Below are 24,182 nucleotides of genomic sequence, written 5' to 3'. Positions count from 1 at the left end.
ATCGAGCGCAAGATCCTCATGAAGCTCGGGGTCGGTGCCGAAGGCAAGGCCGCGGCCGCCGAAGCCTCGAACGTCGCGTCGATCGCGGCCGCCGCCGAGAAGTCCGCCGCCGAGGCGCCGGCTCTCAAGGCAGCGGGCGAGTAACCCGTGCAACGGCTCGACGACGGCGCGCTCGCGCGCGTCACCTACCTCCCGGGAGTGCTCCCCCCGCACCCCGAGGAGACCCCGTCGAGCCGTTCCGCCTTCTCGGCGGAGGAGGAACCCGCTTGGGCCGTCCCAGGCGCCGGTGCGGCCGATCCGGCGCCGGTGGGGGCCGCGCATCACGTCTCGATCACCGCGCTCTCTCGCCGCGGCCTCTCCCGCCGGGAGACCGAGCGTCATCTCCGCGACCGGGGCTTCGAGGAGCAGGAGATCGCCGACGAGGTGAGTCGCCTCGAACGGGACGGCTACCTCGACGACGTCGCCCTCGCGCAGAACCTCGTCGGCACGCTCCAGGAGCGCAAGGGCCTCGGTCGCTCGGCGATCGCCGCCGAACTCACCCGCCGACTGCTCGCCCCCGCGGCGATCGAGTACGCGCTCGACCTCATCGACTCCGGCGACGAGCTGTCCCGCGCTCGCGACGTCGCCGTGAAGCGGGCGGGCCAGCTCCGCAACCTGGATCGTGACGTCGCCGTGCGTCGGCTCAGCGCGTTCCTCGCGCGTCGCGGCTACGGCGGCAGCACCATCCGCGCTGCCGTCGACCACGCCCTCCCGCTCGTCCCGCGTCGCGGCGTCGTCTTCCGCTGAGCCGCAGGTGTCGGCCGGGCGTCGGCGCGGCAGCGGCCAGACAGCAGGCGTCCACCCGGCGCACTTAGGATTTCGAGCATGACCTTGCTCGCCGAGACCCCGTCGGGTGCTGCGTCCCGCCCGCGTACCTACGAGGTGCGCACCTTCGGCTGCCAGATGAACGTGCACGACTCCGAGCGCCTCTCCGGCTCGCTCGAGGCCGCCGGGTACGTCCGCGCCGACACCTTGCCGGCGGATGTCGTCGTCATCAACACCTGCGCCGTGCGCGAGAACGCCGACAACAAGCTCTACGGAACCCTCGGGCACCTCGCGAGCACCAAGCGCGAGCACGACGGCATGCAGATCGCCGTCGGTGGCTGCCTCGCGCAGAAAGACAAGTCGGTCATCCTCGACAAGGCGCCGTGGGTCGACGTCGTCTTCGGAACCCACAACATGGGCTCGCTGCCCCGCCTCCTCGAGCGCGCGCGCCACAACGAGGAGGCGCAGATCGAGATCCTCGAATCGCTCGAGGTCTTCCCGTCGACCCTCCCCGCGCGTCGCGACTCGACCCACAGCGGCTGGGTCTCCATCTCGGTCGGCTGCAACAACACCTGCACGTTCTGCATCGTCCCGTCTCTGCGCGGCAAGGAAAAGGACCGCCGACCCGGCGACATCCTCTCCGAGATCCGGATGCTCGTCGACGACGGCGCGATCGAAGTCACGCTGCTCGGGCAGAACGTGAACTCCTACGGCGTCGAGTTCGGCGACCGGTTCGCGTTCGGCAAGCTCCTGCGCGCCGCCGGAGAGATCGACGGCCTGGAGCGTGTGCGCTTCACCAGCCCGCACCCGGCGGCCTTCACCGACGACGTCATCGACGCGATGGCCGAGACCCCGAACGTCATGCCGCAACTGCACATGCCGCTCCAGTCCGGCTCCGATCGCATCCTCAAGGCCATGCGCCGGTCCTACCGGTCGGAGAAGTTCCTCGGCATCCTGGACCGGGTTCGGGCGCGCATGCCGCACGCGGCGATCTCGACCGACATCATCGTCGGCTTCCCCGGCGAGACCGAGGAGGACTTCGCCGAGACCCTGCGCGTCGTCGAGCAGGCGCGGTTCGCCTCCGCCTTCACCTTCCAGTACTCGATCCGTCCGGGCACGCCGGCCGCCGAGCTGCCCGACCAGTTGCCGAAGGAGGTCGTGCAGGAGCGCTACGAACGTCTCATCGCCCTGCAGGAGCGCATCTCCGCGGAAGAGAACGAGAAACTCATCGGTCGCAGCGTCGAGGTGCTCGTCGCTGCCGGCGAGGGACGGCGCGACCTGCAGCGCGGACGGATGTCGGGGCGCGCGGAAGACAACCGGCTCGTGCATTTCGACGTGCCCGACGGCAGCGCGATGCCGCGTCCCGGTGACGTCGTCACCGTCGAGGTCACCCGTGCCGCGCCGCACTACCTGATCGCGAGCCCGGTCAGCGGCGTCCTGCCCGTGCGTCGCACCCGGTCGGGCGACGCCTGGGATCGCGCCGACGCCGAGTCCTGCGCGGTGCCGGCACCCGCGGCCGAGACCGGCGGACGGGTCAGCCTCGGGCTCCCGACGATCGGCCTCCCGACCGGGCTGCACACCGCCGGGAACTGACCCGTGCTCGTCGCGGTCGTCGGTCCCACCGGCACCGGCAAGTCCGCGCTCTCGCTCGACCTGGCTGAGCGCCTGCGCGCGGTCGGCCGGGAGGTCGAGATCGTCAACGCCGACGCGATGCAGCTCTACCGCGGGATGGACATCGGGACGGCCAAGCTCTCGGCCGGGGAACGCCGCGGCGTCCCGCACCACCTCCTCGACGTGCTCGACCCGCGCGACGAAGCGAGCGTGGCCCGCTACCAGGTCGAGGCGCGCGCGGTGATCAGCGAGCTGCTCGATCGGGATGTCGTCGCGATCCTCGTCGGCGGCAGCGGGCTCTACGTCTCGAGCGTCCTCTACGATTTCCGCTTCCCCGGCACCGATCCGGCCATCCGGGACCGCCTCGAAGCGGCCCTCGAGGCGGAGGGTCCCGGGATGCTCCACCGTCGTCTGCGCGAGGTGGACCCGGTCGCGGCGGACGCCATCGGTGCGGCGAACGGTCGGCGCCTCGTGCGCGCTCTCGAGGTCGTCGAACTGACCGGGGAGCCCTTCGGGGCCGGCCTCGGTGCCGAAGAGCGACCCTGGCGCCCGAGCGTCACCGTCGGGCTGCGCCTCGACCGGTCGGCCCTCGTCGAGCGGCTCGACGCTCGCGTTGCCGGGATGTGGCGCGACGGGCTCGTCGCCGAGGTCGCGGGGCTCCTCCCGTCCGGCTTGGGCGTCACCGCCGGTCGAGCCATCGGCTACGCGCAGGCCGCGGCACAACTCGGCGGAGAGCTGACCGAGGCCGAGGCGATCGAGCAGGCCGCTCTGCTGACCCGCAAGTACGCCCGGCGACAGGTGAGCTGGTTCGGTCGCTTCCCCGACACGGTGTGGCTCGACGCCGACGACCCGGCTCGCGTCGAGGTGGCGCTGGCAGCGACCGCCGCCGGCCCCGGATAATCTCGATCTCGTGACCACCCTGCCGCACGCTCGCCGGATCGCCTTCACCAAGGGGCATGGCACCGGCAACGACTTCGTGCTGTTCGCCGACCCGGATGGGCTCGTCGACCTCGACGCCGCCGACCTCGCGGCTCTCGCCGACCGGCACTTCGGGGTGGGCGGCGACGGGATCATCAGGGCCGTGCGCTCGGCGAACCTGCCGGAGGGGGGCGCGGCCCTCGCGGAGGATCCGGCCGCCGAATGGTTCATGGACTACCACAACGCCGACGGCAGCCCCGCGGAGATGTGCGGCAACGGCATCCGCGTCTACGGTTCCTACCTGATCGAACAGGGTCTGCTCGAGCTCGCGGTCGGGGAGACCGTCGCGATCGGCACGCGCGGCGGGGTGCGCGACCTCACCCGCACCCCTGACGGGTTCGAAGTCGACCTCGGACCTTTCGTCGTCGCGGGCGACGCGATGGTCGCCGCCGACGGCCTCCACGTCGATCGGCCGGGTCTCGCCGTCGGCGTCGGCAACCCGCACGTCGTGGTCGCCCTCGCCGACGACGCCGAGCTGGATGACCTCGACCTCGGCCGCGCGCCGGTGGTCACCCCCGTGCCGCCGGACGGCGTGAACGTCGAGTTCGTGGTGCCCGCCGAACCTCTCGTGCAGGATGGCGTCGGCCGCATCCGGATGCGCGTCCACGAGCGCGGCTCGGGGGAGACCCTGTCCTGCGGAACCGGCGCCGCCGCCGCCGCGCTCGCGACCCGGCACTGGGCCGGAGCCGCCGCGCCCGATGCCTGGAGCGTCGACGTCCCGGGCGGAACGGTCGGGGTGCGGGTTGTGCCGACCGCGAACGGCGACCACGTCCTGCTGTCCGGACCCGCCGAGCTGGTATTCTCGGGAACTATGAAGCTTCTCTAGAGATCCCGGTCCGCTCGGACCTCGTCGATCGGTTGAGGCAGGTCAATCACGCCTGTATGGCCCGAACGACGCCGGCAGCGCAGCACTCGGTAGCCCTTGTTGGTCGCCGCGCGCAGGACCGCGAACTCTCTCGGAAGCTCCGCCTGCAGCCACCGCTGCAGCGAGTCGGACCCCAGGTTGCGTTGCACGACGAGCCAGGCGTCCGAACCGGGTTCGAGGCGCGGCAGCCAGTGCAGCAGCATGGCGTGCAGTTCGTTCTTGCCCACCCGGATCGGCGGATTCGACCAGATCGAGGTGAACACCGCATCCGCCGGCACGTCCTCGGGGCGCACCGCGTTGATGTTCGTCAGCCCGAGGTCGGCGGCGTTGCGCCGCACGAGATCGAGCGAGCGCTCATTGACGTCGACCGCCCAGACCGTGGCCCGCGGGGATTCGAGAGCGAGAGAGATCGCGATCGGCCCCCAGCCGCAGCCGAGGTCGAGCAGATTGCCCCCGGGCGGTGGGGCCGGGACGTTGGACAACAGCACCGAGGTGCCGACATCCAGCCGTTCCGGGCTGAAGACGCCGTTGGCGGTCGTCAGTTCCAGCTCCCGGCCGGCCAACCGCACCGAGATCGTGCGGGGTTTGAACTCACCGCCCGGGGTGTCCGAGAAGTAGTGCTCGGGGGCGGGCATGCGTAGAACCTACCGAAAACCGAAGTCGACCAGAACACAGAACTAGGGTGAATTCCACAATGACCGATGCGAACACCGTGAAGTCCGACACCGCAGTGTCCGACGCCGAACTCGACCGCGTGCTCGCGACCGAGGAGTCCCGCGCCTCGGTGCGGCGCTTCGGCGACCGCAGGGCCGAAGCCCTCCACGAGGACGAGACGAGCACCGCCGACCTCGACGGCGAGCAGCTCGACCGCGAGGACCGCGCCGCGTTGCGACGGGTCCCCGGGCTGAGCACCGAGCTCGACGACGTCACCGAGGTCGAGTACCGGCAGTTGCGACTCGAGAACGTCGTACTCATCGGTGTCTACTCGCGCGACGTCGAGGATGCCGAGAATTCGTTGCGCGAACTCGCCGCCCTCGCCGAGACGGCGGGAGCGACCGTGCTCGACGGGTTGCTCCAGCGGCGCCCGCATCCCGACCCGGCGACGTACTTCGGGCGCGGCAAGGTCGAGGAGCTCGCCGCCATCGTCGCCGGGCTCGAAGCCGACACCGTCATCGCCGACACCGAGCTCGCGCCGAGCCAGCGGCGCGCGCTCGAAGACCGGGTGAAGGTCAAGGTGATCGACCGCACGGCCGTCATCCTGGACATCTTCAGTCAGCACGCGAAGAGCCGCGAGGGTCGGGCGCAGGTCGAATTGGCCCAGCTCGAGTACCTGCTGCCGCGTCTGCGCGGCTGGGGCGAGTCGATGTCGCGCCAGGCCGGTGGCCAGGTGGGCTCCGGCGGCGCGGGCATGGGAAGCCGTGGTCCGGGTGAGACGAAGATCGAACTCGACCGTCGCCGCATCCACGACCGGATGGCGAAGCTGCGCAAGCAGATCAAGGGCTTCGCCCCCGCCCGGGAGGCCAAGCGCGCCAACCGCGACAGGTTCGAGGTGCCGAGTGTGGCGATCGCCGGGTACACGAACGCCGGCAAGTCGAGCCTGCTCAACCGCCTCACCCAGGCGGGCGTGCTCGTGCAGAACCAGTTGTTCGCGACCCTCGATCCGACGGTCCGGCGCTCGGCGACTCCCGACGGCCGGGAGTTCACCCTCGCCGACACCGTGGGCTTCGTGCGGAGCCTCCCCACCCAACTCGTCGAAGCGTTCCGTTCGACGCTCGAGGAGGTGGGGGCCTCCGACGTGATCGTGCACGTCGTCGACGGTGCGCATCCCGACCCGGGCGCGCAGCTCGCGACGGTGCGCGACGTGATCGGGGATGTCGGCGCCCGCGACCTGCCGGAGATCATCGCGTTCAACAAGAGCGACCTCCTCGACGACGACCGACGTCTGCTGCTGCGGGGTCTCGAGCCCGACGCGATCTTCGTGAGCGCCCGCACGGGGGAGGGCATCGCCGAACTCCAGCAGCGCATCGCCGACACGCTGCCGCAATGGGATGTCGAACTCGACCTGCTCGTGCCCTACGACCGCGGCGAGATCATCTCGCTCGCGCACCAGAAGGCCCGGGTTCTCGAGACCGAGTACGAGGAGGACGGGACGCGCATCAAACTCGTCGCGACCGAGCGCATCGCGCGCACCATCCGGGCGGCGCTCGAGGGCTGAGCGACCATCACGCGGAGTCCAAGGCGGCGTTCAGCCGGGATGCGTAGCCTCCCCTCATGCGACTGGCCGTGCACGTCTCGGGGGCGGGGGATCGCACCGCGGTGCTCATCCACGGGATGATGTCCGACCACCGGGCGTGGCACCGGGTCTCCGCGGAGCTCCGGGATGTCGGCTATCGCGTCGTCGCCGTCGACCTCGCCGGGCACGGCGTCAGCCCGCGCTCGCGCCGGTACTCGCCGCGGGGGTGGGCCGATGACGTGATCGAGTCCCTCGAGCCCGTGCTCGCCGGGCCGCCCGATCTGATCATGGGGCATTCGCTCGGCGGCCTCGTGGCGAGCCTCGTCGCCGACCGCTTCGGCAGCCGGGCGGCGGTCTACGTCGATCCGGCCTTCGCCTTCCCGCGCGGCGTGCGCGGCGTCGCCCTCAAGGTGATGTTCACGCTCGCGCCCCGCCCGAGCGCGTGGATGCTCCGGAAGCTCAATCCGCGCTGGGATGACGACGACGTGGCGCTGGAGCGAGCGACCCTGCGCCTCTGGGACAAGCGCACGATCCTCGGCTTCGTGAACACGCGCTCGCTGCGGTCGCCGCGCTCGCTCGTCGCGCCGTCACTCGTGATCCTCGCCGAGCGCAGCCTGCTCGTCTCGGCACGGGACGTCGCGCGGATGCGCCGAGACGGGATGACCGTGCAGGTCATGCGGGGGGCAGGACACACGGTCTTCCGCGACGACCACGTCGGCTTCATGGACGCCGTGAACGGCTGGCTCGCGCAGCACGTGCCGGCGCGCACTCCAGTGGTCGAGTAGCGGCCGACGGGCCGCTCCTCGAGAGCGGTCAGACCGAGCGCAGGACGGCGACGATCTTGCCGAGGATCTCGGCGTCGTCGCCGACGATCGGCTCGAAGGCCGAGTTGCGCGGCAGCAGCCAGACGTGGCCGTCGCGCTGCCGGAAGACCTTGACGGTCGCTTCGCCGTCGAGCATCGCGGCGACGATCTCGCCGTTCTCGGCGCTCTTCTGCTGGCGCACCACGACCCAGTCGCCGTCGCAGATGGCGGCGTCGATCATCGATTCGCCGACGACCTTGAGCATGAAGAGGTCGCCCTTGCCGACGAGCTGACGGGGGAGGGGGAAGACCTCATCCACCTGCTGGTCGGCGGTGATCGGGATGCCGGCCGCGATGCGCCCGACGAGCGGCACCATGGCGGCGTCGCCGACCGGGATGCCGGAGTCCGAGGATTCGGTGCCGGGGAGTTCGATCAGCACCTCGAGGGCGCGCGGGCGGTTGGGGTCGCGGCGCAGGTAGCCGGAGAGTTCGAGCTGCGTGAGTTGGTGGGTCACGCTGGACAGCGACGACAGCCCGACGGCGTCACCGATCTCCCGCATGCTCGGCGGGTATCCCCGGGAGGCCACGGAGCGCTGGATCATCTCGAGGATCGCCGTCTGCTTCTCGCTCAGCGAGGTGCGGCGGCGCGTGCCCTGTCGTTCCAGGGCGTCCGGTTCCTGCGTGTCGTCCATCGTGCGCTTCCTCTCGTGGGCGGAGCCCTCGTCGGCAGGTCCGGCGATCCGGGTCGGCACCGATGTCGGTGGTCGGTGATCGAATCGTTCCTGCGATCGAAACTGTATCCGGTCTCGATCGCTCCGGCAAACATCTGTTCGAGTGTGTCGGCCGATTCGAGGCGATATCGCCGAGAACAGGTTGAACATATGTTCGATCGAAGGTATGTTCGGAACACAGATTCGCTTCCGGGGCTTCGGCCCGGCCGCTGGGGCCCCGGAGGCGGCTGTCCACACGAATCAGGAGGACGACATGACCGCAGTGATCTCATACCTGCCCACCGCGCAGGCTCGTGTCGTTCCGCGACTGCGCCTCACTCGTCGCGGTCGCGCAGTGTTCGCGACCCTCGCGGCGATCCCGCTCGTCATCGCCGGCCTGGTGTTCGGTCTCGGCGCCTCCGATGCGGTCGCCACCCGGGATGCGGCCTCCGACTCGCTCACCTGGGTGACGGTGGATGGCGGGCAGTCGCTCTGGGATCTCGCCGCCGAAGTCGCGCCGTCCGCCGACCCGCGGGAGTTCGCCGCCCAGGTCCTCGCCTTCAACCAGCTCGCCTCGAGCGAGATCCAGCCGGGTCAGCAGCTCGCGATCCCCACCCAATACGCCGACTGATCGGCACCGACGGATCGGCACCGACGGATCGACACCGACGGATCGGCCGCACCGCTTTAGACTCCTGCGAGTGGTCTCCCTCTCCGATCTCCCGCTCCGCGACGACCTGAGGGGCGCGTCCCCCTACGGCGCCCCGCAAGACCCGGTGCGCTACGCGCTGAACGTCAACGAGAACACGCACCCCATCCCGGAGGGCGTCGCCCGCGACATCGTCGAGTCGCTCGCCCACGCGGTGCTGGGCGTGAACCGCTACCCCGACCGCGAGTTCACCGAGCTGCGCGACGCCTTCGCCGGCTATCTCGGTCATGGTCTCGGCGCATCGAACATCTGGGCCGCGAACGGCTCGAACGAGATCATCCAGCACATCCTCCAGGCGTTCGGCGGCCCGGGCCGGCGGGTGCTCGGCTTCCCGCCCACCTACTCGATGCACCCCATCATCGCCGCGGGGACCGGCACCGAATGGGTCCCGGCCGACCGGGATGCCGGGTTCGCGATCTCCCCGCAGACCGCCGTCGCGGCGATCGAACGCACCGATCCCGATCTGGTCTTCCTCTGCGCCCCGAACAACCCGACCGGCACGCCGCTGTCCCTCGAGACGATCGAGGCCGTCTACGCCGCCTCGCGCGGCATCGTGTTCGTCGACGAGGCCTACGCCGAATTCATGCCGGCGGATGTGCCGAGCGCCCTCACCCTGCTGCCCGGACGGGAGCGCCTCATCGTCTCCCGCACGATGAGCAAGGCCTTCGCGTTCGCCGGGGTGCGGGTCGGCTACCTCGCGGCCGATCCCGCCGTGACGGATGCTCTGCGGCTCGTGCGGCTGCCCTACCACCTGTCGGCGCTGACCCAAGCGGCGGCGCTCGCGGCGCTGCGGCACGCGCCCGAGATGCTCGCGATGGTCGACGACATCCGCGGTCAACGCGATCGGATGCTGGCCGAGTTGCCCGTGCTCGGCTACCGCGCGCACGAGAGCCAGGCGAACTTCGTGCTGTTCGACGGGGTGGACGATCCCGCCGCGACCTTCCGGGCTCTGCGGGAGCGCGACATCCTGATCCGTGACGTCGGCCTGCCCGGCGCGCTGCGGGTCACCGCCGGCACCGAGGAGGAGACCACCTACTTCCTCGCCGCACTCGCCGAACTGGGCCCGGGCGGCGCGCGCTGACCCCTCGCTAAGCTCGGGGGTATGGCCTCCCGCACCGCGACGCTGTCGCGACAGACCAGCGAGTCGTCGATCGAGCTCAGTCTCGACCTCGACGGCACGGGCACGTCGAACATCGACACGAGCGTGCCGTTCTTCGACCACCTGCTGACGGCCTTCAGCAAGCACTCGCTCGTCGACCTCACGGTCAAGGCATCCGGCGACACCGAGATCGACGTGCACCACACCGTGGAAGACACCGGCATCGTGCTCGGGCAGGCGATCAAGCAGGCGCTCGGCGACAAGTCGGGCATCGGCCGCTACGGCGATGCCCTCGTGCCGCTCGACGAGGCGCTGGCGCAGGCGGTCGTCGACGTCTCCGGCCGCCCCTACCTCGTGCACTCGGGGGAGCCGGAGGGGTTCCAGCACCACCTGATCGGCGGGCACTTCACCGGGTCGATGGTGCGGCACGTCTTCGAGGCGATCGCCTTCAACGCCGGTCTGACGATGCACATCACCGTCGTCGCCGGACGCGATCCGCACCACATCGCGGAGGCGGAGTTCAAGGCGTTCGCGCGCGCGTTCCGGCGGGCGGTCGAACCGGATGCCCGCGTGCGCGGCATCCCGTCGACGAAGGGCGCGCTGTAGCCGTGACAGCCCAGAAGTCTGTGGTCGTGCTCGACTACGGCTCCGGCAACGTGCACTCGGCCGTCAAGGCACTCGAGGCCGCGGGGGCCGACGTCGAGCTCACCGCCGACCGCCAGAAGGCGATGGATGCCGACGGCCTCCTGGTGCCGGGCGTCGGGGCGTTCGCAGCGGTCATGGCGGCGCTCAACGACGTCCGCGGGGGCGAGTTGATCGAACGACGGCTGGCCGGCGGGCGTCCGGTGCTCGGAATCTGCGTCGGCATGCAGGTGCTGTTCGACCGCGGGGTCGAGCGCGGCGTCGACACCGAGGGGCTAGGCGAGTGGCCCGGCGTCGTCGACGAGCTCGACGCCCCCGTGCTGCCGCACATGGGGTGGAACACCGTGGAGGCGCCCGAGGGCTCCGTGCTGTTCGACGGGATCCGCGACGAGCGCTTCTACTTCGTGCACTCCTACGGCGCGCGGTCGTGGGATCTCGACGTCTACGGCGCGTTCGCGCGGCCGCAGGTGACCTGGGCCGAGCACGGCGGGCGCTTCGTCGCGGCCGCCGAGAACGGGCCGCTCTCGGCGACGCAGTTCCACCCGGAGAAGTCGGGGGAGCCCGGCATCCGGCTGCTGCGCAACTGGATCGGGTCGCTGTAAGGGAACGCGCTCGGGGAACGGGTACGCTTTCGACCTTGTGACCGGTTTCAACTCCGCCCCCAAGCTCACCCTTCTCCCCGCCGTGGACGTCGCCGACGGCAAGGCGGTGCGGCTCACGCAGGGGGCGGCCGGCAGCGAGACCAGCTACGGCGACCCGATCGAGGCGGCCGACACCTGGGCGAGCCAGGGCGCCGAATGGATCCACCTCGTCGACCTCGACGCGGCCTTCGGTCGTGGCAACAACCACTCGGTCATCAAGAAGGTCATCAAGAACACCCCGCGCAAGGTCAACATCGAGCTCTCCGGCGGCATCCGCGACGACGCGTCGCTCGAGGCGGCGCTCGCGACCGGTGCCAAGCGCATCAACCTCGGCACCGCGGCGCTCGAGAACCCGGAGTGGGCGGCGCACGTGATCGCCGAGTTCGGCGACGCCGTCGCGGTCGGGCTGGATGTGCGCGGCACGACGCTCGCCGCCCGCGGCTGGACGCAGGAGGGCGGCGACCTCTGGACGGTGCTCGACCGGCTCGAAGCCGCCGGGTGCTCGCGCTACGTCGTCACCGATGTGACCAAGGACGGCACCCTCAAGGGTCCGAACCTCGAGCTGCTCAGCCAGGTCTGCGCGCGCACCGCCCGGCCGGTGATCGCGTCGGGCGGCATCGCCAACCTCGACGACATCGCCGAGCTTCGCGAGCTGGTGCCGCAGGGCGTTGAGGGCGCGATCGTCGGCAAGGCGCTCTACGCCGGGGCCTTCACCCTCGCCGAGGCGCTCGACGTCGCCGGCGACTGACGTCGCCGACCGCATGACCCCGCCGACCGCATGACCGCCCACGCCGACTCCGCCGGCATCCCCTTCGACGGGCGGGAGTTCCACGAGAACCCCTCGGCAGGGGACGACGGTTCGGCGGACCCGCGGCTCGTCGAAGCCGTTCTGCGCTTCCGTACTCGCGAACTCGGGGTGCCCGAGGTGCTCGCCGCGCTCGGGTCGGCGCGACTGCTCGTCCCGCTGGTCACCGACCGCGGCGACGAGGGCGTCGGACCGCACGGGCAGCTCGTCGACAAGACGCAGGAGCTCGCCTTGGTCACCGTTGCCGGACCCGACGGTCGCACGGTGCTCCCGGTGTTCTCGTCGGTGGCCGCGATGACGACCTGGAACCCGGTCGCCCGCCCGATCCCGGTGACGGCGCCGCGCGCCGCGCTAGCTGCCGCCGCCGACGGAGCCGGCGCCCTCGTGCTGGATCCCGGGTCGCCGACGGAGTTCGCCGTGCGGCGGACCGCGTTCGAAGCCCTGGCGACCGGTGTCCGCTTCGACCCGTGCTTCACCGACGAGCGCGTCCTCGATGCCTTCCTCGGCGCGAGCGCCGGCGAGCCCGCGGTACGAGCCGTACAGCTCGCGCCCGGCGACCCCGACGCCCGGCTGAGCGGACCCGAACTGCTGGTGCAACTCGCGCTCGATGCCGGGCTCTCCCGGGACGACCTGGATGCCCTGCTCGCCCGTCTCGGAGATGCCTGGGCGGCATCCCCCGTCATCCTCGATCGCGTCGACTCGATCGGCGTCCGGCTCGAATCCCTCTGAGTCGCGGCCGGCTCTGATTACCATCGGCTCATGGCCACAGGGACCGCGCTGCACGCGGCGGACGATCTGGATGCCGTCCTCGTCGGGCCCTGGGTCTGGCCGGGGTGGCTGATCCGGTTCCGGTTCGCGCTGGTGCTGCTGCTCGCGGCGGATGCCGCACTGCTGCCGCTCACCTTCAGCGGGGTGTCGTGGGTCTTCTCCGCGGTCGTCGTCGGCGTGCTCGCGGCGTACGCCGTGCTGATCTTCGTGCTCGTGATGCAGGCGAAATCGGGGACTCGGCTCGTCGGCTACTCGCCGCGCGGGGTCTTCGCTCCCGACCTCGTGCCGTGGGAGCGCGTCGCGCGGGTGACCGTCGGGAAGACGGCTCGGGCGGGACGTGCCGTCACGATCGAGCGCGCGGACGGGGATCCGGTCGAGGTCGCCATCCCTCCGACGGTCACCGAGCCCGAGTACCGGGCGTTCGCAGGCGCGTTGCGGGCGCAGGCGACGGCGCGGGGCATCCCGGACTAGGTGACGGGGCCGGTGTACTTCTCGCCGGGACCGGCGCCGATCGCGTCGGGAATCGGCGAGGTCTCCCGGAAGGCGAGCTGGAGCGAGCGCAGCCCGTCGCGGAGGGGCCGGGCGTGGCTGTCGGAGATTTCCGGCGCCGCCGCGGTCACCAGCCCGGCCAGCGCGGTGATCAGCTTGCGGGCCTCGTCGAGATCGATCTCCTGCGCCGCGTCGGGTCCGTCCCCGAGCCCGAGCTTCACGGCGGCGGCCGACATGAGGTGCACGGCGACGGTGTTGATCAGCTCGACCGCGGGGACTTCGGCGATGTCGCGGATCTCGGGGTCGACCGTCAGCGGGGCGTCGGCGACCGGGCGGCCGAAAGCGTCAAGTGCCAAAAGGGGAGTCCTCTGCTATTCTCATACGGGCTCCGGGGCCATCTCCCCGGTAACGAAGCGGAGAATCCTCCCACCTGCAAGCCGCTCCTAGGCTAACGGGTCGAATTTCACTCCGCCGGTCGTGCTCTCGAAACAGAGTCGGGTCGGTAGACAGGGTGAAGGCATGAGCGCTGTTCCTGTGGGCGAAGCTCGTGCGTGGATGCTTCCTTCGTGTTCTGCAACGAAAGGAACCCACTAATCAGCGATCCCAGAACGAACGACCGGATCCGCGTGCCCCAGGTCCGCCTGGTCGGTCCCGCCGGAGAACAGGTCGGCGTCGTCCGCATCGAAGACGCCCTGCGTCTCGCGCAGGAGGCCGACCTGGATCTGGTCGAGGTTGCCCCGAACTCCGTCCCGCCCGTGGTGAAGATCATGGACTTCGGCAAGTTCAAGTACGAGCAGGCTCAGAAGCTCAAGGAAGCCCGGCGCAACCAGGCGAACACGATCCTCAAAGAGGTTCGGTTCCGCCTCAAGATCGACAAGCACGACTACGAGACCAAGCGCAAGCGGGCCGAAGGATTCCTTCAGGCCGGCGACAAGGTGAAGGCCATGATCCTCTTCCGCGGCCGGGAGCAGTCCCGCCCGGAGCAGGGGGTGCGTCTTCTCCAGCGCTTCGCGGAGGACGTCGCAGATTTCGGCACCGTCGAGTCGACCCCGACCATCGACGGTCGCAACATGGTCATGGTGATCGGCCCGCTGAAGAGCAAGGTCGACGCGAAGGCCGAAGCCCAGGCCAAGAAGGCCGACGAGAAGAACAAGAGCCGGGCCGCATCATCCGATGAGGTCACGGCCCCCGAACCGGCAGCTGAACCAGCCGCAGCAGAAGAGGAAAGCAGCAATGCCTAAGCAGAAGACGCACTCCGGTGCCAAGAAGCGTTTCAAGGTCACCGGAAGCGGCAAGGTCATGAAGCAGGGCGCGGGCATGCGCCACAACCTCGAGGGCAAGTCCTCGAAGCTCACGCGCCGCCTGAACCAGGAGGTCGTCCTGAAGCCTCAGGACGCCAAGGTCATCAAGCGTCTTCTCGGCAAGTAAGCCCGGACCGGACTAAGGAAACAAGAACATGGCAAGAGTCAAGAGAGCGGTCAACGCCGCCAAGAAGCGTCGTACGATCCTCGAGCGCGCGGAAGGCTACCGCGGTCAGCGGTCGCGCCTCTACCGCAAGGCGAAGGAGCAGGTCACCCACTCCCTCGTCTACGCGTACCGCGACCGTCGTGCGAAGAAGGGCGAGTTCCGTCGCCTCTGGATCCAGCGCATCAACGCCGCGGCCCGCGCGAACGGCCTCACCTACAACCGTCTGATCCAGGGGCTGGGTCTGGCCGGTATCGAGGTCGACCGCCGCATCCTCGCCGAGCTCGCCGTGAACGAGCCCGCGACGTTCGCCGGACTGGTCGCCGCCGCGAAGGCCGCGCTGCCGGCCGACGTGAACGCGAAGGCCGACGCCGCGTAAGCAGATCTCACCGTCGCGAGGGCGGCATCCCGAACTGGGGTGCCGCCCTCGCTGCGTTTCATCACCTCACGTTCATCGGGGCCCCGTAGCCTGAGGGCATGATCGACAACCCGCGCTCTCCGCGGGTGCGATCCGTCGCGAAGCTCGCGAAACGCCAGGCCCGTGCCGAGACCGGGCTGTTCCTCGTCGAGGGCCCGCAGGCGGTCGCGGAGGCTCTGGCCTACCGGGCCGACCTGATCGTCGACGTCTACATCACGCCGAAGGCCCGCGACCGCTACGCCGAACTCGTGCAGACGGCGACCGGCCTCGGGCTCGACGTCGAGACCGTCTCCGAGGCCGTGCTCGAGACGATGGCCGACACCGTCACCCCGCAGGGCGTGCTGGCGACATCGCGGCAGTTCACGATCTCGCTCGCCGACCTGCTGTCGTCGAAGCCGCACCTCGTCGCGATCCTCGAGGAGGTGCGCGATCCGGGTAACGCGGGCACCATCATCCGGGCCGCGGACGCCGCCGGCGCCGACGGGGTCATCTTCACCGGCAACAGCGTGGATGCCTACAACCCCAAGGTCGTGCGCTCGACGACCGGGTCGATCTTCCACGTGCCGGTCGCACAGAACGGCACCCTCGACGAGGCCCTCGCGGCGGTGCGCGCCGCCGGGCTCCAGGTGCTCGCCGCCGACGTCAAGGGCGCCGATCTGCCGCGGGTGCGCGATCTGCTCGCCGCACCGACCGCTTGGGTGTTCGGCAACGAGGCGCACGGGCTCCCGGACGAGCATCTGCGGCTCGCCGACCGCGTCGTGAAGGTCCCCATCTACGGCAACGCCGAGTCGCTCAACCTCGCCACCGCCGCTTCCGTCTGCCTCTACGAGTCGGCGTTCGCGCAGCGTTCCTGAGGCGCGCCCCGCGCTCGGGCTCGGGCTGATCTCCGCGAGCAGGCAGAAACCCGAGGGCCACGTCAAGGCCCTAGTCCCCCGGACGGGGTACATGCTCCACTGAGCGGATGGAGCCCCTGCTCGTTCTGGATGCCGTCGACAAGCACTTCGGCGACCTTCACGTCCTGAAGAGCATCTCCACCGCCGTCGCCCCTGGCGAGGTCGTCGTCGTCATCGGGCCCTCCGGGTCGGGCAAGTCGACCCTCTGCCGCGCGATCAACCGGCTGGAGACGATCGACTCGGGCCGCATCCTCATCGACGGGGTTCCGCTGCCGGAGGAGGGCCGGGCGCTCGCGACGCTGCGCGCCGACGTCGGCATGGTCTTCCAATCGTTCAATCTGTTCGCCCACAAGACGGTCCTCGAGAACGTGACGCTCGGCCCGATCAAGGTCCGCGGACTCAGCGTCGCCGCTGCGAAGGAGCGCGGGATGGAACTGCTCGACCGCGTCGGCGTCGCGAACCAGGCCGACAAGCTGCCCGCCCAACTCTCGGGTGGCCAGCAGCAGCGGGTCGCCATCGCCCGGTCGCTGGCGATGGAGCCGAAACTGATGCTCTTCGATGAGCCGACGTCGGCCCTCGACCCCGAAATGATCACCGAGGTGCTCGACGTCATGGTCGGCCTCGCGAAAGACGGCATGACGATGATCGTCGTCACGCACGAGATGGGATTCGCCCGGAAGGCCGCCGATCGCGTGCTCTTCATGGCGGACGGTGCCCTCGTCGAAGAGGCCACCCCCGAGAACTTCTTCACGAAGCCGAGCTCCGATCGAGCGAAGGACTTCCTGTCGAAGATCCTCGCCCACTGATTCGGTGGGGGAGGAACCGCATGGAGATGGAGGGAACCATGAGAGTCCACAGCACACGCACAGCAAGGTTCACCGTCGGAGCACTCGCCGTCGTCGGTGCGATCGTCCTCGCGGGATGCACCGATTCGTCGGCGCCCGACCCTGACACCGACCCCACCGAGGAGAGCTCGGGCATGCCGGAGGTGCCCTACGAGGAGGGCACCACGATGGCCGACCTCGCGGAGTCCGGCACCATCCGGATCGGCGTCAAGACCGACCAGCCCCTCTTCGGGCTCACCGACGCCACGACCGGCGACCCGGAGGGGTTCGACGTCGAGATGGGCAAGATCATCGCCGACCAGCTCGGCATCGATGAGGGCAGCATCGAGTGGGTCAACACGGTGTCCGCGAACCGGGAGCCGTTCCTGCAGAACGATCAGGTCGACATCGTGATCGCGACGTACACGATCAACGACGCGCGCAAGGAACTGGTCGGCTTCGCCGGGCCGTACTACATCGCGGGTCAGGACATCCTCGTCGCCGCCGGCAACCCCGAGGGCATCACCGGACCGGAGTGGTTCGAGGAGAACCCCGACGCGACCATCTGCACGCAGACGGGTTCCACATCGATCAACAACATCGGCGAGTACACGTCGAACGTGCTGGCGTCCGGAAGCTACGCCGATTGCCTCGAGCCGATCCGCAACGGCCAGGCCGTCGCGGTGACGACCGACAACGTCATCCTCTCCGGGCTCGCCTACGCGAACGAGGGCGAGTTCGAACTGCTGAACGCGCCGTTCACCGAGGAGCCCTACGGCATCGGCGTGCCTCTCGACGACACCGAGTTGCGCTCGTGGATCAACGACGTGCTCGACGCGGCGTTCGAGTCGGGTGAGTGGGCGCGCGCGTGGGAGGACACCGTGGGGGTCGTCATCGACCTCCCGGATTCGACGCCGACCGTCGATCGCTACTGAGTGACCGGATGCCGGGGGTCGCGCGCCCCCGGCATCCGCTCCGTCTGCGCTCCCCGCCCGCCCATCGACCCCTGAGAGGAGACCGATGTCGGCCATCATCGAGAATCTCGACGTCCTGATCTCGGGATTCCTCCTCACGCTCGCCCTGCTCGGGATCGCCGGGGTGGGCGCGCTCGCGCTCGGCGCCGTCGTGGCCGGCCTGCGGGTCAGCCCGATCGCGCCGCTGCGCGGCATCGCGGTCGGCTACACCGAGATCTTCCGCAACACCCCGCTCACGCTCGTCCTGCTCGGTTCGGCGTTCGTCCTGCCGTTCCTGGGGGTTCGCTTCCCCGGGCTCTCGCCGCAGCAGTTCTACTTCGTGCTCGCCGCGATCGGTCTCACCCTCTACACCGCCCCGTTCATCGCCGAGGCGATCCGCTCGGGCATCAACAGCATCCCCGTCGGTCAGGCGGAGGCGGCCCGTTCGATCGGGTTGACCTTCGGCCAGACGCTGACCCTGGTGATCCTGCCCCAGGCGATCCGGGTCGTGATCCCGCCGATCATCAACGTGCTCATCGCGCTGACCAAGAACACCTCCGTGGCGGGAGGGTTCTTCGTCGTCGAGATGTTCGCCTCCGGCCGCCTCCTCATCGAACGCACCGCTGCCGCCGTGCCGATCCTGCTCGCCATCGCCGCGCTCTACCTCGTCATCACCGTCACACTCGGCCTCCTGGCCGGCGTCGTCGAGAAGAAGGTGGCGGTCCTGCGATGAGCACCGTCCTGTACGACGCACCCGGGCCGAAGGCCCGCCGCCGAGCCCGCGTCATCACCGTCGTCGTGCTGCTCGCACTCGCCGGCGCGGTCGCCTTCCTCGTCGTCGCCTTCGTCTCGCCGCGCACGTCGGTGTCGGGCGCCGAACTGCGCCCGCTCTCGGATCCGTCGCTGTGGGTCATCCTCAACGACCGCGCGATCTGGCGATTCCTGCTCGGCGGTGCCCTCGCGACCCTCCGGATGGCCGCGCTCGCGGCGGTGCTCGCTCTCGTGATCGGCGTGCTGTTCTCGTTCCTGCGCACCGCGCGGTCACGCTGGATCCGTCTGCCGTCGACGATCGTGCTCGAGTTCTTCCGCGGCATGCCGGTGCTGCTCATGATGCTGTTCGTGCTGCTGGTGTTCTCGACCGGTGCCTACGGGGCGGGCGTCACCGCCCTCGCTCTCTACAACGGTGCGATCATCGGCGAGATCCTGCGTTCGGGCGTCGCGGCTCTGCCGCGCGGACAGCGCGAGGCGGGGCTCACGATCGGCCTCACGCCGCTGCGGACCCGGTTCCTGATCGAGTTTCCGCAGGCGGTGCGGCACATGCTGCCGATCATCATCGCCCAGTTGGTCGTGCTGCTGAAGGACACCGCGCTCGCCTATGTGATCTCGTACGACGACCTGCTCTTCCGCATCGACACGATGCGCAAGGGGGACGGCAACCTCATCTTCACGCTGTTCCTGGTGGCGCTCGTGATGTACCTGGCGATCAACCTCACCCTCTCGACGATCGCGCGCCTGGTGGCGAGGCGGGTGCGTCCGGGCGGCGGATCGCCGCGGATCCCCGGGCGCGGGGTCTTCGGTCGGCGGCGCAGCGTCGCTCCCGATCCGATGGTGGCGACCCAGGGGAAGCCCGCTCCGTAGCGCTACTAAGCTCGTCACTCGTGTCCGAGATCACCGAGTCCGCCGTCAGCACCGCCGTCGAGCAGGCGCTCGCGGCCTTTGCGGCCGCGACGGATTCGAGAGAGCTGAAGGCGGCACGTGCCGCCCACACCGCCGAGGGCAGCCCGCTCGCGAAGCTCAACGCGTCGATGCGCAGTGTGCCGAACGACCAGAAGGCCGCCGCCGGGAAACTCGTCGGCGAGGCCCGCGGTCGGGTGAACGCCGCCGCCGCCGAGGCGGAGGGCCGCATCCTCGCCGCGGAGGAGGAGGCGCAGCTCGCGGCCGAAGCCGTCGACGTCACCGCCGTCGCCTCCCGCCGCCGGCTCGGCGCCCGGCATCCGCTGTCGCTGCTCATGGAGCAGATGGGCGACATCTTCGTCGGGATGGGCTGGGAGGTCGCGGAGGGCCCCGAGCTCGAGCACGCCTGGTTCAACTTCGACGCGCTCAACATCGATCCCGACCACCCGGCGCGTGGCGAGCAGGACACCTTCTACGTCGAGCCGGCCGACCGCAACCTCGTGCTCCGGTCGCAGACGAGCAACGTGCAGATCCGGTCGCTGCTCGACCGGCCGCTGCCGCTCTACGTCGTCGCGCCCGGGAAGGTGTTCCGCAAGGACGAGTTGGATGCCACCCACACCCCGGTCTTCCATCAGCTCGAGGGCATCGCGATCGACCGGGGACTCACGATGGCGCACCTGCGCGGCACGCTCGAGCACCTCGCCCGGGCGATGTTCGGCGACGGCGCGCAGATCCGCCTGCGCCCGAACTACTTCCCGTTCACCGAGCCGAGCGCCGAGATGGACGTCTGGCAGCCGAACGCCAAGGGCGGCGCGCGCTGGGTGGAGTGGGGCGGCTGCGGGATGGTGAACCCCAACGTGCTGCGAAGCGCCGGGGTCGACCCGGCCGAGTACCAGGGCTTCGCGTTCGGCATGGGGATCGAGCGCACCCTGCAGTTCCGCAACGACATGAACGACATGCGCGACATGGTCGAGGGCGATGTGCGCTTCTCGCAGCAGTTCGGGATGGTGGTCTGACGTGCGTATTCCGATCAGCTGGCTCGGCGACTGGGTCGACCTCCCCGACGACGTCACCCTCGAGCACCTCCATGCGGCCCTCGTGAAGGTCGGCTTCGAGGAGGAGGACGTGCACGGCTTCGGCGTCATCGGCCCCGTCGTCGTCGGCCGCATCCTGTCCTTCGAGGAGGAGCCGCAGAGCAACGGCAAGACGATCCGCTGGGTGCAGGTGGATGTCGGCGAGCCCGAGCCGCGCGGTATCGTCTGCGGCGCGCACAACTTCGAGGTCGGCGACCTCGTACCGGTGTCGCTGCCGGGCGCCGTGCTGCCGGGGCCGTTCCCGATCTCGGCCCGGAAGACCTACGGGCACACCTCCGACGGGATGATCGCCTCCGAGCGCGAACTGGGCCTCGGCGAGGACCATGACGGCATCCTGCGTCTGCACACCCGCGGACTCGTCGCCGAACCGGGGGAGGACGCGATCGCGCTCCTCGGCCTCGACGACGCCGCGGTGGAGATCAACGTCACGCCCGATCGCGGCTACGCCCTCTCGGTGCGCGGCGTCGCCCGGGAGTACTCGCACTCGACGGGCGCGACGTTCCGCGACCCGGCACTCGAGGTGACGGTGGGTTCGGCGGACGGGTTCTCCGTCGTCGTCGACGACCGGGCGCCGATCCGCGGCCGTGCGGGCTGCGACGCCTTCGCCGCCCGCGTCGTGCGCGGCGTCGACGCCACCCGGCCGACGCCGTCGGGGATGGTCGCGCGGCTGAAGCTCGCCGGCATCCGCTCGATCTCGCTGCCGGTCGACATCACCAATTACGTGATGCTCGAACTCGGGCAGCCGACGCACGCCTACGACCTCGCGAAACTGCGGGGCGGCATCGTCGTGCGTCGCGCCGCCGCGGGGGAGACGCTCGTCACGCTCGACGGGCAGACGCGCAAGCTGGATGTCGAGGACCTCCTCATCACCGACGACTCGGGCCCGATCGGCCTGGCCGCGGTGATGGGCGGACTCGACACCGAGGTCACCGCCGCGACGACCGACATCCTCATCGAGGCGGCGCACTTCGACCCGGTCACGGTCGCGCGCACCGCCCGCCGGCACAAGCTGTGGAGCGAGGCCTCGAAACGCTTCGAACGCGGGGTCGACCCGACCCTCGGCCCGATCGCCGCCCAGCGCGTCGCCGAACTGCTCGTGCAGCTCGCCGGCGGCACGATCGACCCGCTCGGCGCCGCCGTGCCCTACCTCGGTCAGCCGGTCCCGATCGCGTTCGCGCCCGGCGACGCGGCCGCGCTCATCGGGGTCGCGTACACCCCCGCCGAGGTGCAGGCGACGCTCGAGCTGATCGGGGCGACCGTCGACTCCACGGTCGACCGCTGGACGGTGACGCCGCCGCCCTGGCGTCCCGACCTGATCGACGCGCCGAGCCTCGTCGAGGAGGTCGCCCGCATCACCGGGTACGACCGGATCCCCTCGGAGCTGCCGACCGCCCCGCCCGGGCGCGGCTGGACACGTGACCAGGTCGCGCGTCGCCGTCTCGCGAACACCCTCGCCGCGGCGGGGCTCACCGAGGTGCTCGCCTACCCGTTCCAGTCGGCGGCGACGATCGAGCGCTTCGAGCCCGGGGCGCCGGCGGTCCAGCTGGCGAACGCCATCGACCCGCAGGCGTCGTTCCTGCGCCGGTCGCTGTTGCCCGGGCTGCTCGAGACCGCCCGCCGCAACCTGTCGCGCGGGCTCACCGACCTCGCGATCTTCGAGATCGGGCACGTCTACCTGCCGACCGCCGGGGCGTCGCACGGCACCGCCGAACTGCCGCCGGGTGCCGTCGAACTCGAGCCGTCGGTGCTCGCCGAGCTCACCGACGGACTGCCCGCACAACCTCGTCGCGTCGCCGTGCTGTTCCTGGGCGACCTGACGCCGCGCCAGCCGGGTGCCGCCGCCGTGCCGTCGGGACTCGCCGACGCGCTCGACGCCGTCGCCGAGGTCGGGCTCGCGCTCGCCGCCGGCATCCGTCCCGTCACGGGGGCGCACCCCGTGCTGCACCCGGGCCGCACCGCCGAACTCCGGGTCGGGGACGCGGTCGTCGGCGTCGCGGGCGAGTTGCTGCCGTCGCTGGCGCGCGAGCTCGACCTGCCCGGCGTCGTGGCAGTCGCCGAGCTCGACCTCGACGCGCTGCTGGCGGTCGGAGCCACCGAGATCGCCGCGCGTCCGATCGGCACGCTGCCGGCCGCGACGCAGGACCTGTCGCTCGTCGTCGCGGCGGACGTCCCCGCGGGCGACGTGCGAGATGCCGTCATCGCCGGTGCCGGGGAGCTGCTGGAGGAGGCGCGGCTGGTCGACGACTACCGCGGCACGGGTGTTCCCGAAGGCTCGAAGTCGCTCACCTTCGCGCTCCGCTTCCGCGCCGCTGATCGGACGCTGACCGCGGCGGAGGCGACCGAGGCGAAGATGACCGGAGTCGCACTCGCGGGCCAGCGCTTCGGCGCGACCTTGCGCGAATAGCAAACCGCGGATTGAGTGCCGCGTAGCGGTGTATCGAAATCCGCCGTCCGAGTGACTCAGGGGGGCGGTTTCGATACACCCGGCTACGCCGGGCACTCAACCCGCGGTGAGGGTGCTGGTTACTTCTTGCCGCCGCCCAGCAGGCCGCCGAGAAGGTCGCCGAGCATGTCGCCGCCCGAGGACGACGAGGAGCCGCCCCCGAGGAGGCCGCCGAGCAGGTCGCCGATGCCACCGGAGGAGGATTCCTCCTTCGCGGCCGGCTCCTCCTTCTTGCCGCCGAGGAACTGCTCGGCGAGCCACGCCAGCACGATCGGCGCGACGATCGGGAGGATCTGCTTGATGATGTCCTGGGTCACGTCGCCCGCGCCGGACGCCTTCGTGGCGGTCGCGGCGAGCTTGGTGGCGACGGCATCCTGCTTGTCGCCGTAGACGTTCTTGACGATCTTCTTGCCGTCTTCGACGTCGACGTCCGCGACCTTCTTCTTCAGACCGCCGCGGTCGTGGCTGACCGCCTTGGTGAGCGATGCGGCCTTCTCGGGGTCGGCGGCGTTGGCGGCCATTCCCGCGACGAGGCCGGGCACGATCTGCTGCACGGCGGCCTCGGCGACGGACTCGTCGATTCCGAGCTGCTTGGCGATGTCGCCGACGGGGATTTCTTTGAGCAGCGAGCTGAGGTCAGCCATGGGTACCTTCTTCCAGTTCTTCAGGCTTCGTGGAGCCCGATTTCAGCATCAGATTATCGTTCCGCCGCTTTCGCGCAGTAGGGTCGGAGCGTGGAACAGACGCGGAACGGATTCCGGGGCCTCGAGCTCCGTTCGCTCCGCCGTGCGCGCCGACGTCAGGCGACGTCGCACCGCTGAGCCCCCGAGTTCACGCGACGTCGCCGCTGTCGAGTCCACGTCCCGTCGAACCGAAGGTCCCTTCCATGTCTGTATCCGTCGCCGTCGCCGGCGCGAGCGGTTACGCGGGCGGTGAGCTGCTCCGGCTGCTGTCCGCCCATCCCGAGTTCGAGATCGTGACCGTCACGGCGCATCAGAACGCCGGACAGCCGCTCTCGGCCGTGCATCCGCACCTCGTCTCGCTGCGCCACCTCGTGCTGCAGGAGACCACCCCCGCTGTGCTCTCCGGCGCCGACGTCGTCTTCCTCGCGCTCCCGCACGGCGCCTCGGGGGCGATCACCGCGCACCTCCCCGACGACGTGCTCGTGATCGACTGCGGCGCCGACCACCGGCTCACCGATCCCGACGCGTGGGCGGCTTTCTACGGCGGCGAATACCACGGGGCGTGGACCTACGGGATGAC

At 70.3% G+C, this 24,182-nt stretch carries 27 protein-coding genes and 1 pseudogene; 24 read left to right on the top strand and 4 right to left on the bottom strand.

What is annotated here, in order from left to right; genetic code table 11:
* Positions 1 to 147: 147 nt before the first annotated feature.
* The 4 genes from ACILQS_RS08090 (at position 148) to dapF (ending at position 4,219) form a co-directional block, all read left to right on the top strand.
* Positions 148 to 786: a regulatory protein RecX gene (locus tag ACILQS_RS08090; RefSeq protein ID WP_395639610.1), complete on the top strand. Its 639-nt coding sequence runs from the start codon at positions 148 to 150 to the stop codon at positions 784 to 786.
* A gap of 78 nt (positions 787 to 864) precedes the next feature.
* The gene (miaB, locus tag ACILQS_RS08085) at positions 865 to 2,397 is read left to right on the top strand and encodes a tRNA (N6-isopentenyl adenosine(37)-C2)-methylthiotransferase MiaB (protein ID WP_395639609.1); all 1,533 of its coding nucleotides are present in this window, start codon (positions 865 to 867) and stop codon (positions 2,395 to 2,397) included.
* A gap of 3 nt (positions 2,398 to 2,400) precedes the next feature.
* The gene (miaA, locus tag ACILQS_RS08080; RefSeq protein ID WP_395639608.1) at positions 2,401 to 3,315 is read left to right on the top strand and encodes a tRNA (adenosine(37)-N6)-dimethylallyltransferase MiaA; all 915 of its coding nucleotides are present in this window, start codon (positions 2,401 to 2,403) and stop codon (positions 3,313 to 3,315) included.
* 19 nt (positions 3,316 to 3,334) lie between these two features.
* Entirely contained in the window at positions 3,335 to 4,219 is an 885-nt protein-coding gene (dapF, locus tag ACILQS_RS08075; RefSeq protein WP_395639612.1) for a diaminopimelate epimerase, read from the top strand.
* On the opposite strand, the gene ACILQS_RS08070 is transcribed toward dapF, so the two are convergent.
* The gene (locus tag ACILQS_RS08070; RefSeq protein ID WP_395639607.1) at positions 4,216 to 4,893 is read right to left on the bottom strand and encodes a class I SAM-dependent methyltransferase; all 678 of its coding nucleotides are present in this window, start codon (positions 4,891 to 4,893) and stop codon (positions 4,216 to 4,218) included. The two genes, dapF and ACILQS_RS08070, sit on opposite strands and share 4 nt — an antisense overlap.
* Positions 4,894 to 4,952: 59 nt before the next feature.
* On the opposite strand from ACILQS_RS08070, the gene hflX reads away from it, so the two are divergent.
* Positions 4,953 to 6,473 (top strand): GTPase HflX, encoded by a 1,521-nt coding sequence (gene hflX / locus ACILQS_RS08065; RefSeq protein WP_395639606.1) that lies wholly within the window; start codon positions 4,953 to 4,955, stop codon positions 6,471 to 6,473.
* Between the two features lie 56 nt (positions 6,474 to 6,529).
* Positions 6,530 to 7,276 carry an alpha/beta fold hydrolase gene (locus ACILQS_RS08060; RefSeq protein WP_395639605.1) on the top strand — a complete coding sequence of 249 codons (747 nt, stop codon included), beginning with the start codon at positions 6,530 to 6,532 and terminating at the stop codon, positions 7,274 to 7,276.
* A 28-nt stretch (positions 7,277 to 7,304) separates the two neighbouring features.
* Here ACILQS_RS08060 and lexA read toward each other — a convergent pair whose 3' ends face one another.
* Positions 7,305 to 7,985, bottom strand: coding sequence for a transcriptional repressor LexA (lexA, locus tag ACILQS_RS08055; RefSeq protein ID WP_395639604.1), 681 nt, complete (start codon positions 7,983 to 7,985; stop codon positions 7,305 to 7,307).
* A 292-nt stretch (positions 7,986 to 8,277) separates the two neighbouring features.
* Between lexA and ACILQS_RS08050 the strand changes: the two genes are divergently transcribed.
* The 7 genes from ACILQS_RS08050 to ACILQS_RS08020 all read left to right on the top strand — a co-directional run bounded on the left by ACILQS_RS08050 (position 8,278) and on the right by ACILQS_RS08020 (position 13,138).
* A complete protein-coding gene (locus ACILQS_RS08050; protein WP_395639603.1) occupies positions 8,278 to 8,634 on the top strand; it encodes a hypothetical protein in 357 nt (118 codons plus the stop codon).
* Positions 8,635 to 8,704: 70 nt separating this feature from the next.
* A complete protein-coding gene (locus ACILQS_RS08045) occupies positions 8,705 to 9,793 on the top strand; it encodes a histidinol-phosphate transaminase (RefSeq protein ID WP_395639602.1) in 1,089 nt (362 codons plus the stop codon).
* Positions 9,794 to 9,814: 21 nt separating this feature from the next.
* Complete coding sequence (gene hisB / locus ACILQS_RS08040; RefSeq protein ID WP_395639601.1) at positions 9,815 to 10,417, top strand: imidazoleglycerol-phosphate dehydratase HisB; 603 nt, start codon at positions 9,815 to 9,817, stop codon at positions 10,415 to 10,417.
* A 2-nt stretch (positions 10,418 to 10,419) separates the two neighbouring features.
* The gene (gene hisH / locus ACILQS_RS08035; RefSeq protein ID WP_395639600.1) at positions 10,420 to 11,055 is read left to right on the top strand and encodes an imidazole glycerol phosphate synthase subunit HisH; all 636 of its coding nucleotides are present in this window, start codon (positions 10,420 to 10,422) and stop codon (positions 11,053 to 11,055) included.
* A 37-nt stretch (positions 11,056 to 11,092) separates the two neighbouring features.
* Positions 11,093 to 11,842 (top strand): bifunctional 1-(5-phosphoribosyl)-5-((5-phosphoribosylamino)methylideneamino)imidazole-4-carboxamide isomerase/phosphoribosylanthranilate isomerase PriA, encoded by a 750-nt coding sequence (gene priA / locus ACILQS_RS08030; protein ID WP_395639599.1) that lies wholly within the window; start codon positions 11,093 to 11,095, stop codon positions 11,840 to 11,842.
* A 30-nt stretch (positions 11,843 to 11,872) separates the two neighbouring features.
* Positions 11,873 to 12,628 (top strand): SseB family protein, encoded by a 756-nt coding sequence (locus ACILQS_RS08025; RefSeq protein ID WP_395639598.1) that lies wholly within the window; start codon positions 11,873 to 11,875, stop codon positions 12,626 to 12,628.
* 30 nt (positions 12,629 to 12,658) lie between these two features.
* Positions 12,659 to 13,138 carry a hypothetical protein gene (locus tag ACILQS_RS08020; protein WP_395639597.1) on the top strand — a complete coding sequence of 160 codons (480 nt, stop codon included), beginning with the start codon at positions 12,659 to 12,661 and terminating at the stop codon, positions 13,136 to 13,138.
* Here ACILQS_RS08020 and ACILQS_RS08015 read toward each other — a convergent pair.
* Positions 13,135 to 13,470, bottom strand: coding sequence for a DUF1844 domain-containing protein (locus ACILQS_RS08015; protein WP_395639611.1), 336 nt, complete (start codon positions 13,468 to 13,470; stop codon positions 13,135 to 13,137). The two genes, ACILQS_RS08020 and ACILQS_RS08015, sit on opposite strands and share 4 nt — an antisense overlap.
* A gap of 237 nt (positions 13,471 to 13,707) precedes the next feature.
* Here ACILQS_RS08015 and infC point away from each other — a divergent pair, with 237 nt between their 5' ends.
* The 10 genes from infC (at position 13,708) to pheT (ending at position 22,880) form a co-directional block, all read left to right on the top strand.
* Entirely contained in the window at positions 13,708 to 14,397 is a 690-nt protein-coding gene (gene infC / locus ACILQS_RS08010; protein WP_395639596.1) for a translation initiation factor IF-3, read from the top strand.
* Positions 14,390 to 14,584 carry a 50S ribosomal protein L35 gene (gene rpmI / locus ACILQS_RS08005; protein WP_395639595.1) on the top strand — a complete coding sequence of 65 codons (195 nt, stop codon included), beginning with the start codon at positions 14,390 to 14,392 and terminating at the stop codon, positions 14,582 to 14,584. The genes infC and rpmI overlap by 8 nt, the downstream gene beginning before the upstream one ends.
* Before the next feature lie 28 nt (positions 14,585 to 14,612).
* Complete coding sequence (rplT, locus tag ACILQS_RS08000) at positions 14,613 to 14,999, top strand: 50S ribosomal protein L20 (RefSeq protein ID WP_395639594.1); 387 nt, start codon at positions 14,613 to 14,615, stop codon at positions 14,997 to 14,999.
* A 98-nt stretch (positions 15,000 to 15,097) separates the two neighbouring features.
* On the top strand, positions 15,098 to 15,892 hold the full coding sequence (locus ACILQS_RS07995) for a TrmH family RNA methyltransferase (protein WP_395639593.1): 795 nt from the start codon (positions 15,098 to 15,100) through the stop codon (positions 15,890 to 15,892).
* Between the two features lie 107 nt (positions 15,893 to 15,999).
* Positions 16,000 to 16,737, top strand: a complete 738-nt coding sequence (locus ACILQS_RS07990; RefSeq protein WP_395639592.1) for an amino acid ABC transporter ATP-binding protein — start codon at positions 16,000 to 16,002, stop codon at positions 16,735 to 16,737.
* Positions 16,738 to 16,775: 38 nt separating this feature from the next.
* Positions 16,776 to 17,690, top strand: a complete 915-nt coding sequence (locus ACILQS_RS07985; protein WP_395639591.1) for a glutamate ABC transporter substrate-binding protein — start codon at positions 16,776 to 16,778, stop codon at positions 17,688 to 17,690.
* Positions 17,691 to 17,775: 85 nt separating this feature from the next.
* A complete protein-coding gene (locus ACILQS_RS07980) occupies positions 17,776 to 18,441 on the top strand; it encodes an amino acid ABC transporter permease (protein ID WP_395639590.1) in 666 nt (221 codons plus the stop codon).
* A complete protein-coding gene (locus ACILQS_RS07975) occupies positions 18,438 to 19,346 on the top strand; it encodes an amino acid ABC transporter permease (RefSeq protein ID WP_395639589.1) in 909 nt (302 codons plus the stop codon). The genes ACILQS_RS07980 and ACILQS_RS07975 overlap by 4 nt, the downstream gene beginning before the upstream one ends.
* Before the next feature lie 20 nt (positions 19,347 to 19,366).
* Positions 19,367 to 20,398 carry a phenylalanine--tRNA ligase subunit alpha gene (pheS, locus tag ACILQS_RS07970; RefSeq protein WP_395639588.1) on the top strand — a complete coding sequence of 344 codons (1,032 nt, stop codon included), beginning with the start codon at positions 19,367 to 19,369 and terminating at the stop codon, positions 20,396 to 20,398.
* 1 nt (position 20,399) lies between these two features.
* Positions 20,400 to 22,880: a phenylalanine--tRNA ligase subunit beta gene (gene pheT / locus ACILQS_RS07965; protein ID WP_395639587.1), complete on the top strand. Its 2,481-nt coding sequence runs from the start codon at positions 20,400 to 20,402 to the stop codon at positions 22,878 to 22,880.
* Between the two features lie 119 nt (positions 22,881 to 22,999).
* Here the strand turns inward: pheT and ACILQS_RS07960 are convergent, their stop codons facing one another.
* Entirely contained in the window at positions 23,000 to 23,563 is a 564-nt protein-coding gene (locus tag ACILQS_RS07960; RefSeq protein ID WP_395639586.1) for a DUF937 domain-containing protein, read from the bottom strand.
* Between the two features lie 242 nt (positions 23,564 to 23,805).
* Between ACILQS_RS07960 and ACILQS_RS07955 the strand changes: the two are divergent.
* A pseudogene (locus ACILQS_RS07955) lies at positions 23,806 to 24,182 on the top strand (N-acetyl-gamma-glutamyl-phosphate reductase); the annotation flags it as partial.

Source organism: Pseudolysinimonas sp. (assembly GCF_044239695.1).
In the GTDB taxonomy this organism is placed as follows: Bacteria; Actinomycetota; Actinomycetes; order Actinomycetales; family Microbacteriaceae; genus Pseudolysinimonas_A.
This window is presented reverse-complemented; position numbering and strand designations above follow the sequence as displayed.

Coding starts and splice junctions, on each gene's coding strand:
- ACILQS_RS07985 (WP_395639591.1), top strand. CDS start 16,776: ATGAGAGTCCACAGCACACGCACAGCAAGGTTCACCGTCGGAGCACTC.
- ACILQS_RS07960 (WP_395639586.1), bottom strand. CDS start 23,563: ATGGCTGACCTCAGCTCGCTGCTCAAAGAAATCCCCGTCGGCGACATC.
- ACILQS_RS08025 (WP_395639598.1), top strand. CDS start 11,873: ATGACCGCCCACGCCGACTCCGCCGGCATCCCCTTCGACGGGCGGGAG.
- ACILQS_RS08070 (WP_395639607.1), bottom strand. CDS start 4,893: ATGCCCGCCCCCGAGCACTACTTCTCGGACACCCCGGGCGGTGAGTTC.
- ACILQS_RS07980 (WP_395639590.1), top strand. CDS start 17,776: ATGTCGGCCATCATCGAGAATCTCGACGTCCTGATCTCGGGATTCCTC.
- hisB (WP_395639601.1), top strand. CDS start 9,815: ATGGCCTCCCGCACCGCGACGCTGTCGCGACAGACCAGCGAGTCGTCG.
- ACILQS_RS07990 (WP_395639592.1), top strand. CDS start 16,000: ATGGAGCCCCTGCTCGTTCTGGATGCCGTCGACAAGCACTTCGGCGAC.
- ACILQS_RS07995 (WP_395639593.1), top strand. CDS start 15,098: ATGATCGACAACCCGCGCTCTCCGCGGGTGCGATCCGTCGCGAAGCTC.
- ACILQS_RS08020 (WP_395639597.1), top strand. CDS start 12,659: ATGGCCACAGGGACCGCGCTGCACGCGGCGGACGATCTGGATGCCGTC.
- miaB (WP_395639609.1), top strand. CDS start 865: ATGACCTTGCTCGCCGAGACCCCGTCGGGTGCTGCGTCCCGCCCGCGT.
- hflX (WP_395639606.1), top strand. CDS start 4,953: ATGACCGATGCGAACACCGTGAAGTCCGACACCGCAGTGTCCGACGCC.
- rpmI (WP_395639595.1), top strand. CDS start 14,390: ATGCCTAAGCAGAAGACGCACTCCGGTGCCAAGAAGCGTTTCAAGGTC.
- ACILQS_RS07975 (WP_395639589.1), top strand. CDS start 18,438: ATGAGCACCGTCCTGTACGACGCACCCGGGCCGAAGGCCCGCCGCCGA.
- lexA (WP_395639604.1), bottom strand. CDS start 7,985: ATGGACGACACGCAGGAACCGGACGCCCTGGAACGACAGGGCACGCGC.
- ACILQS_RS08050 (WP_395639603.1), top strand. CDS start 8,278: ATGACCGCAGTGATCTCATACCTGCCCACCGCGCAGGCTCGTGTCGTT.
- ACILQS_RS08060 (WP_395639605.1), top strand. CDS start 6,530: ATGCGACTGGCCGTGCACGTCTCGGGGGCGGGGGATCGCACCGCGGTG.
- rplT (WP_395639594.1), top strand. CDS start 14,613: ATGGCAAGAGTCAAGAGAGCGGTCAACGCCGCCAAGAAGCGTCGTACG.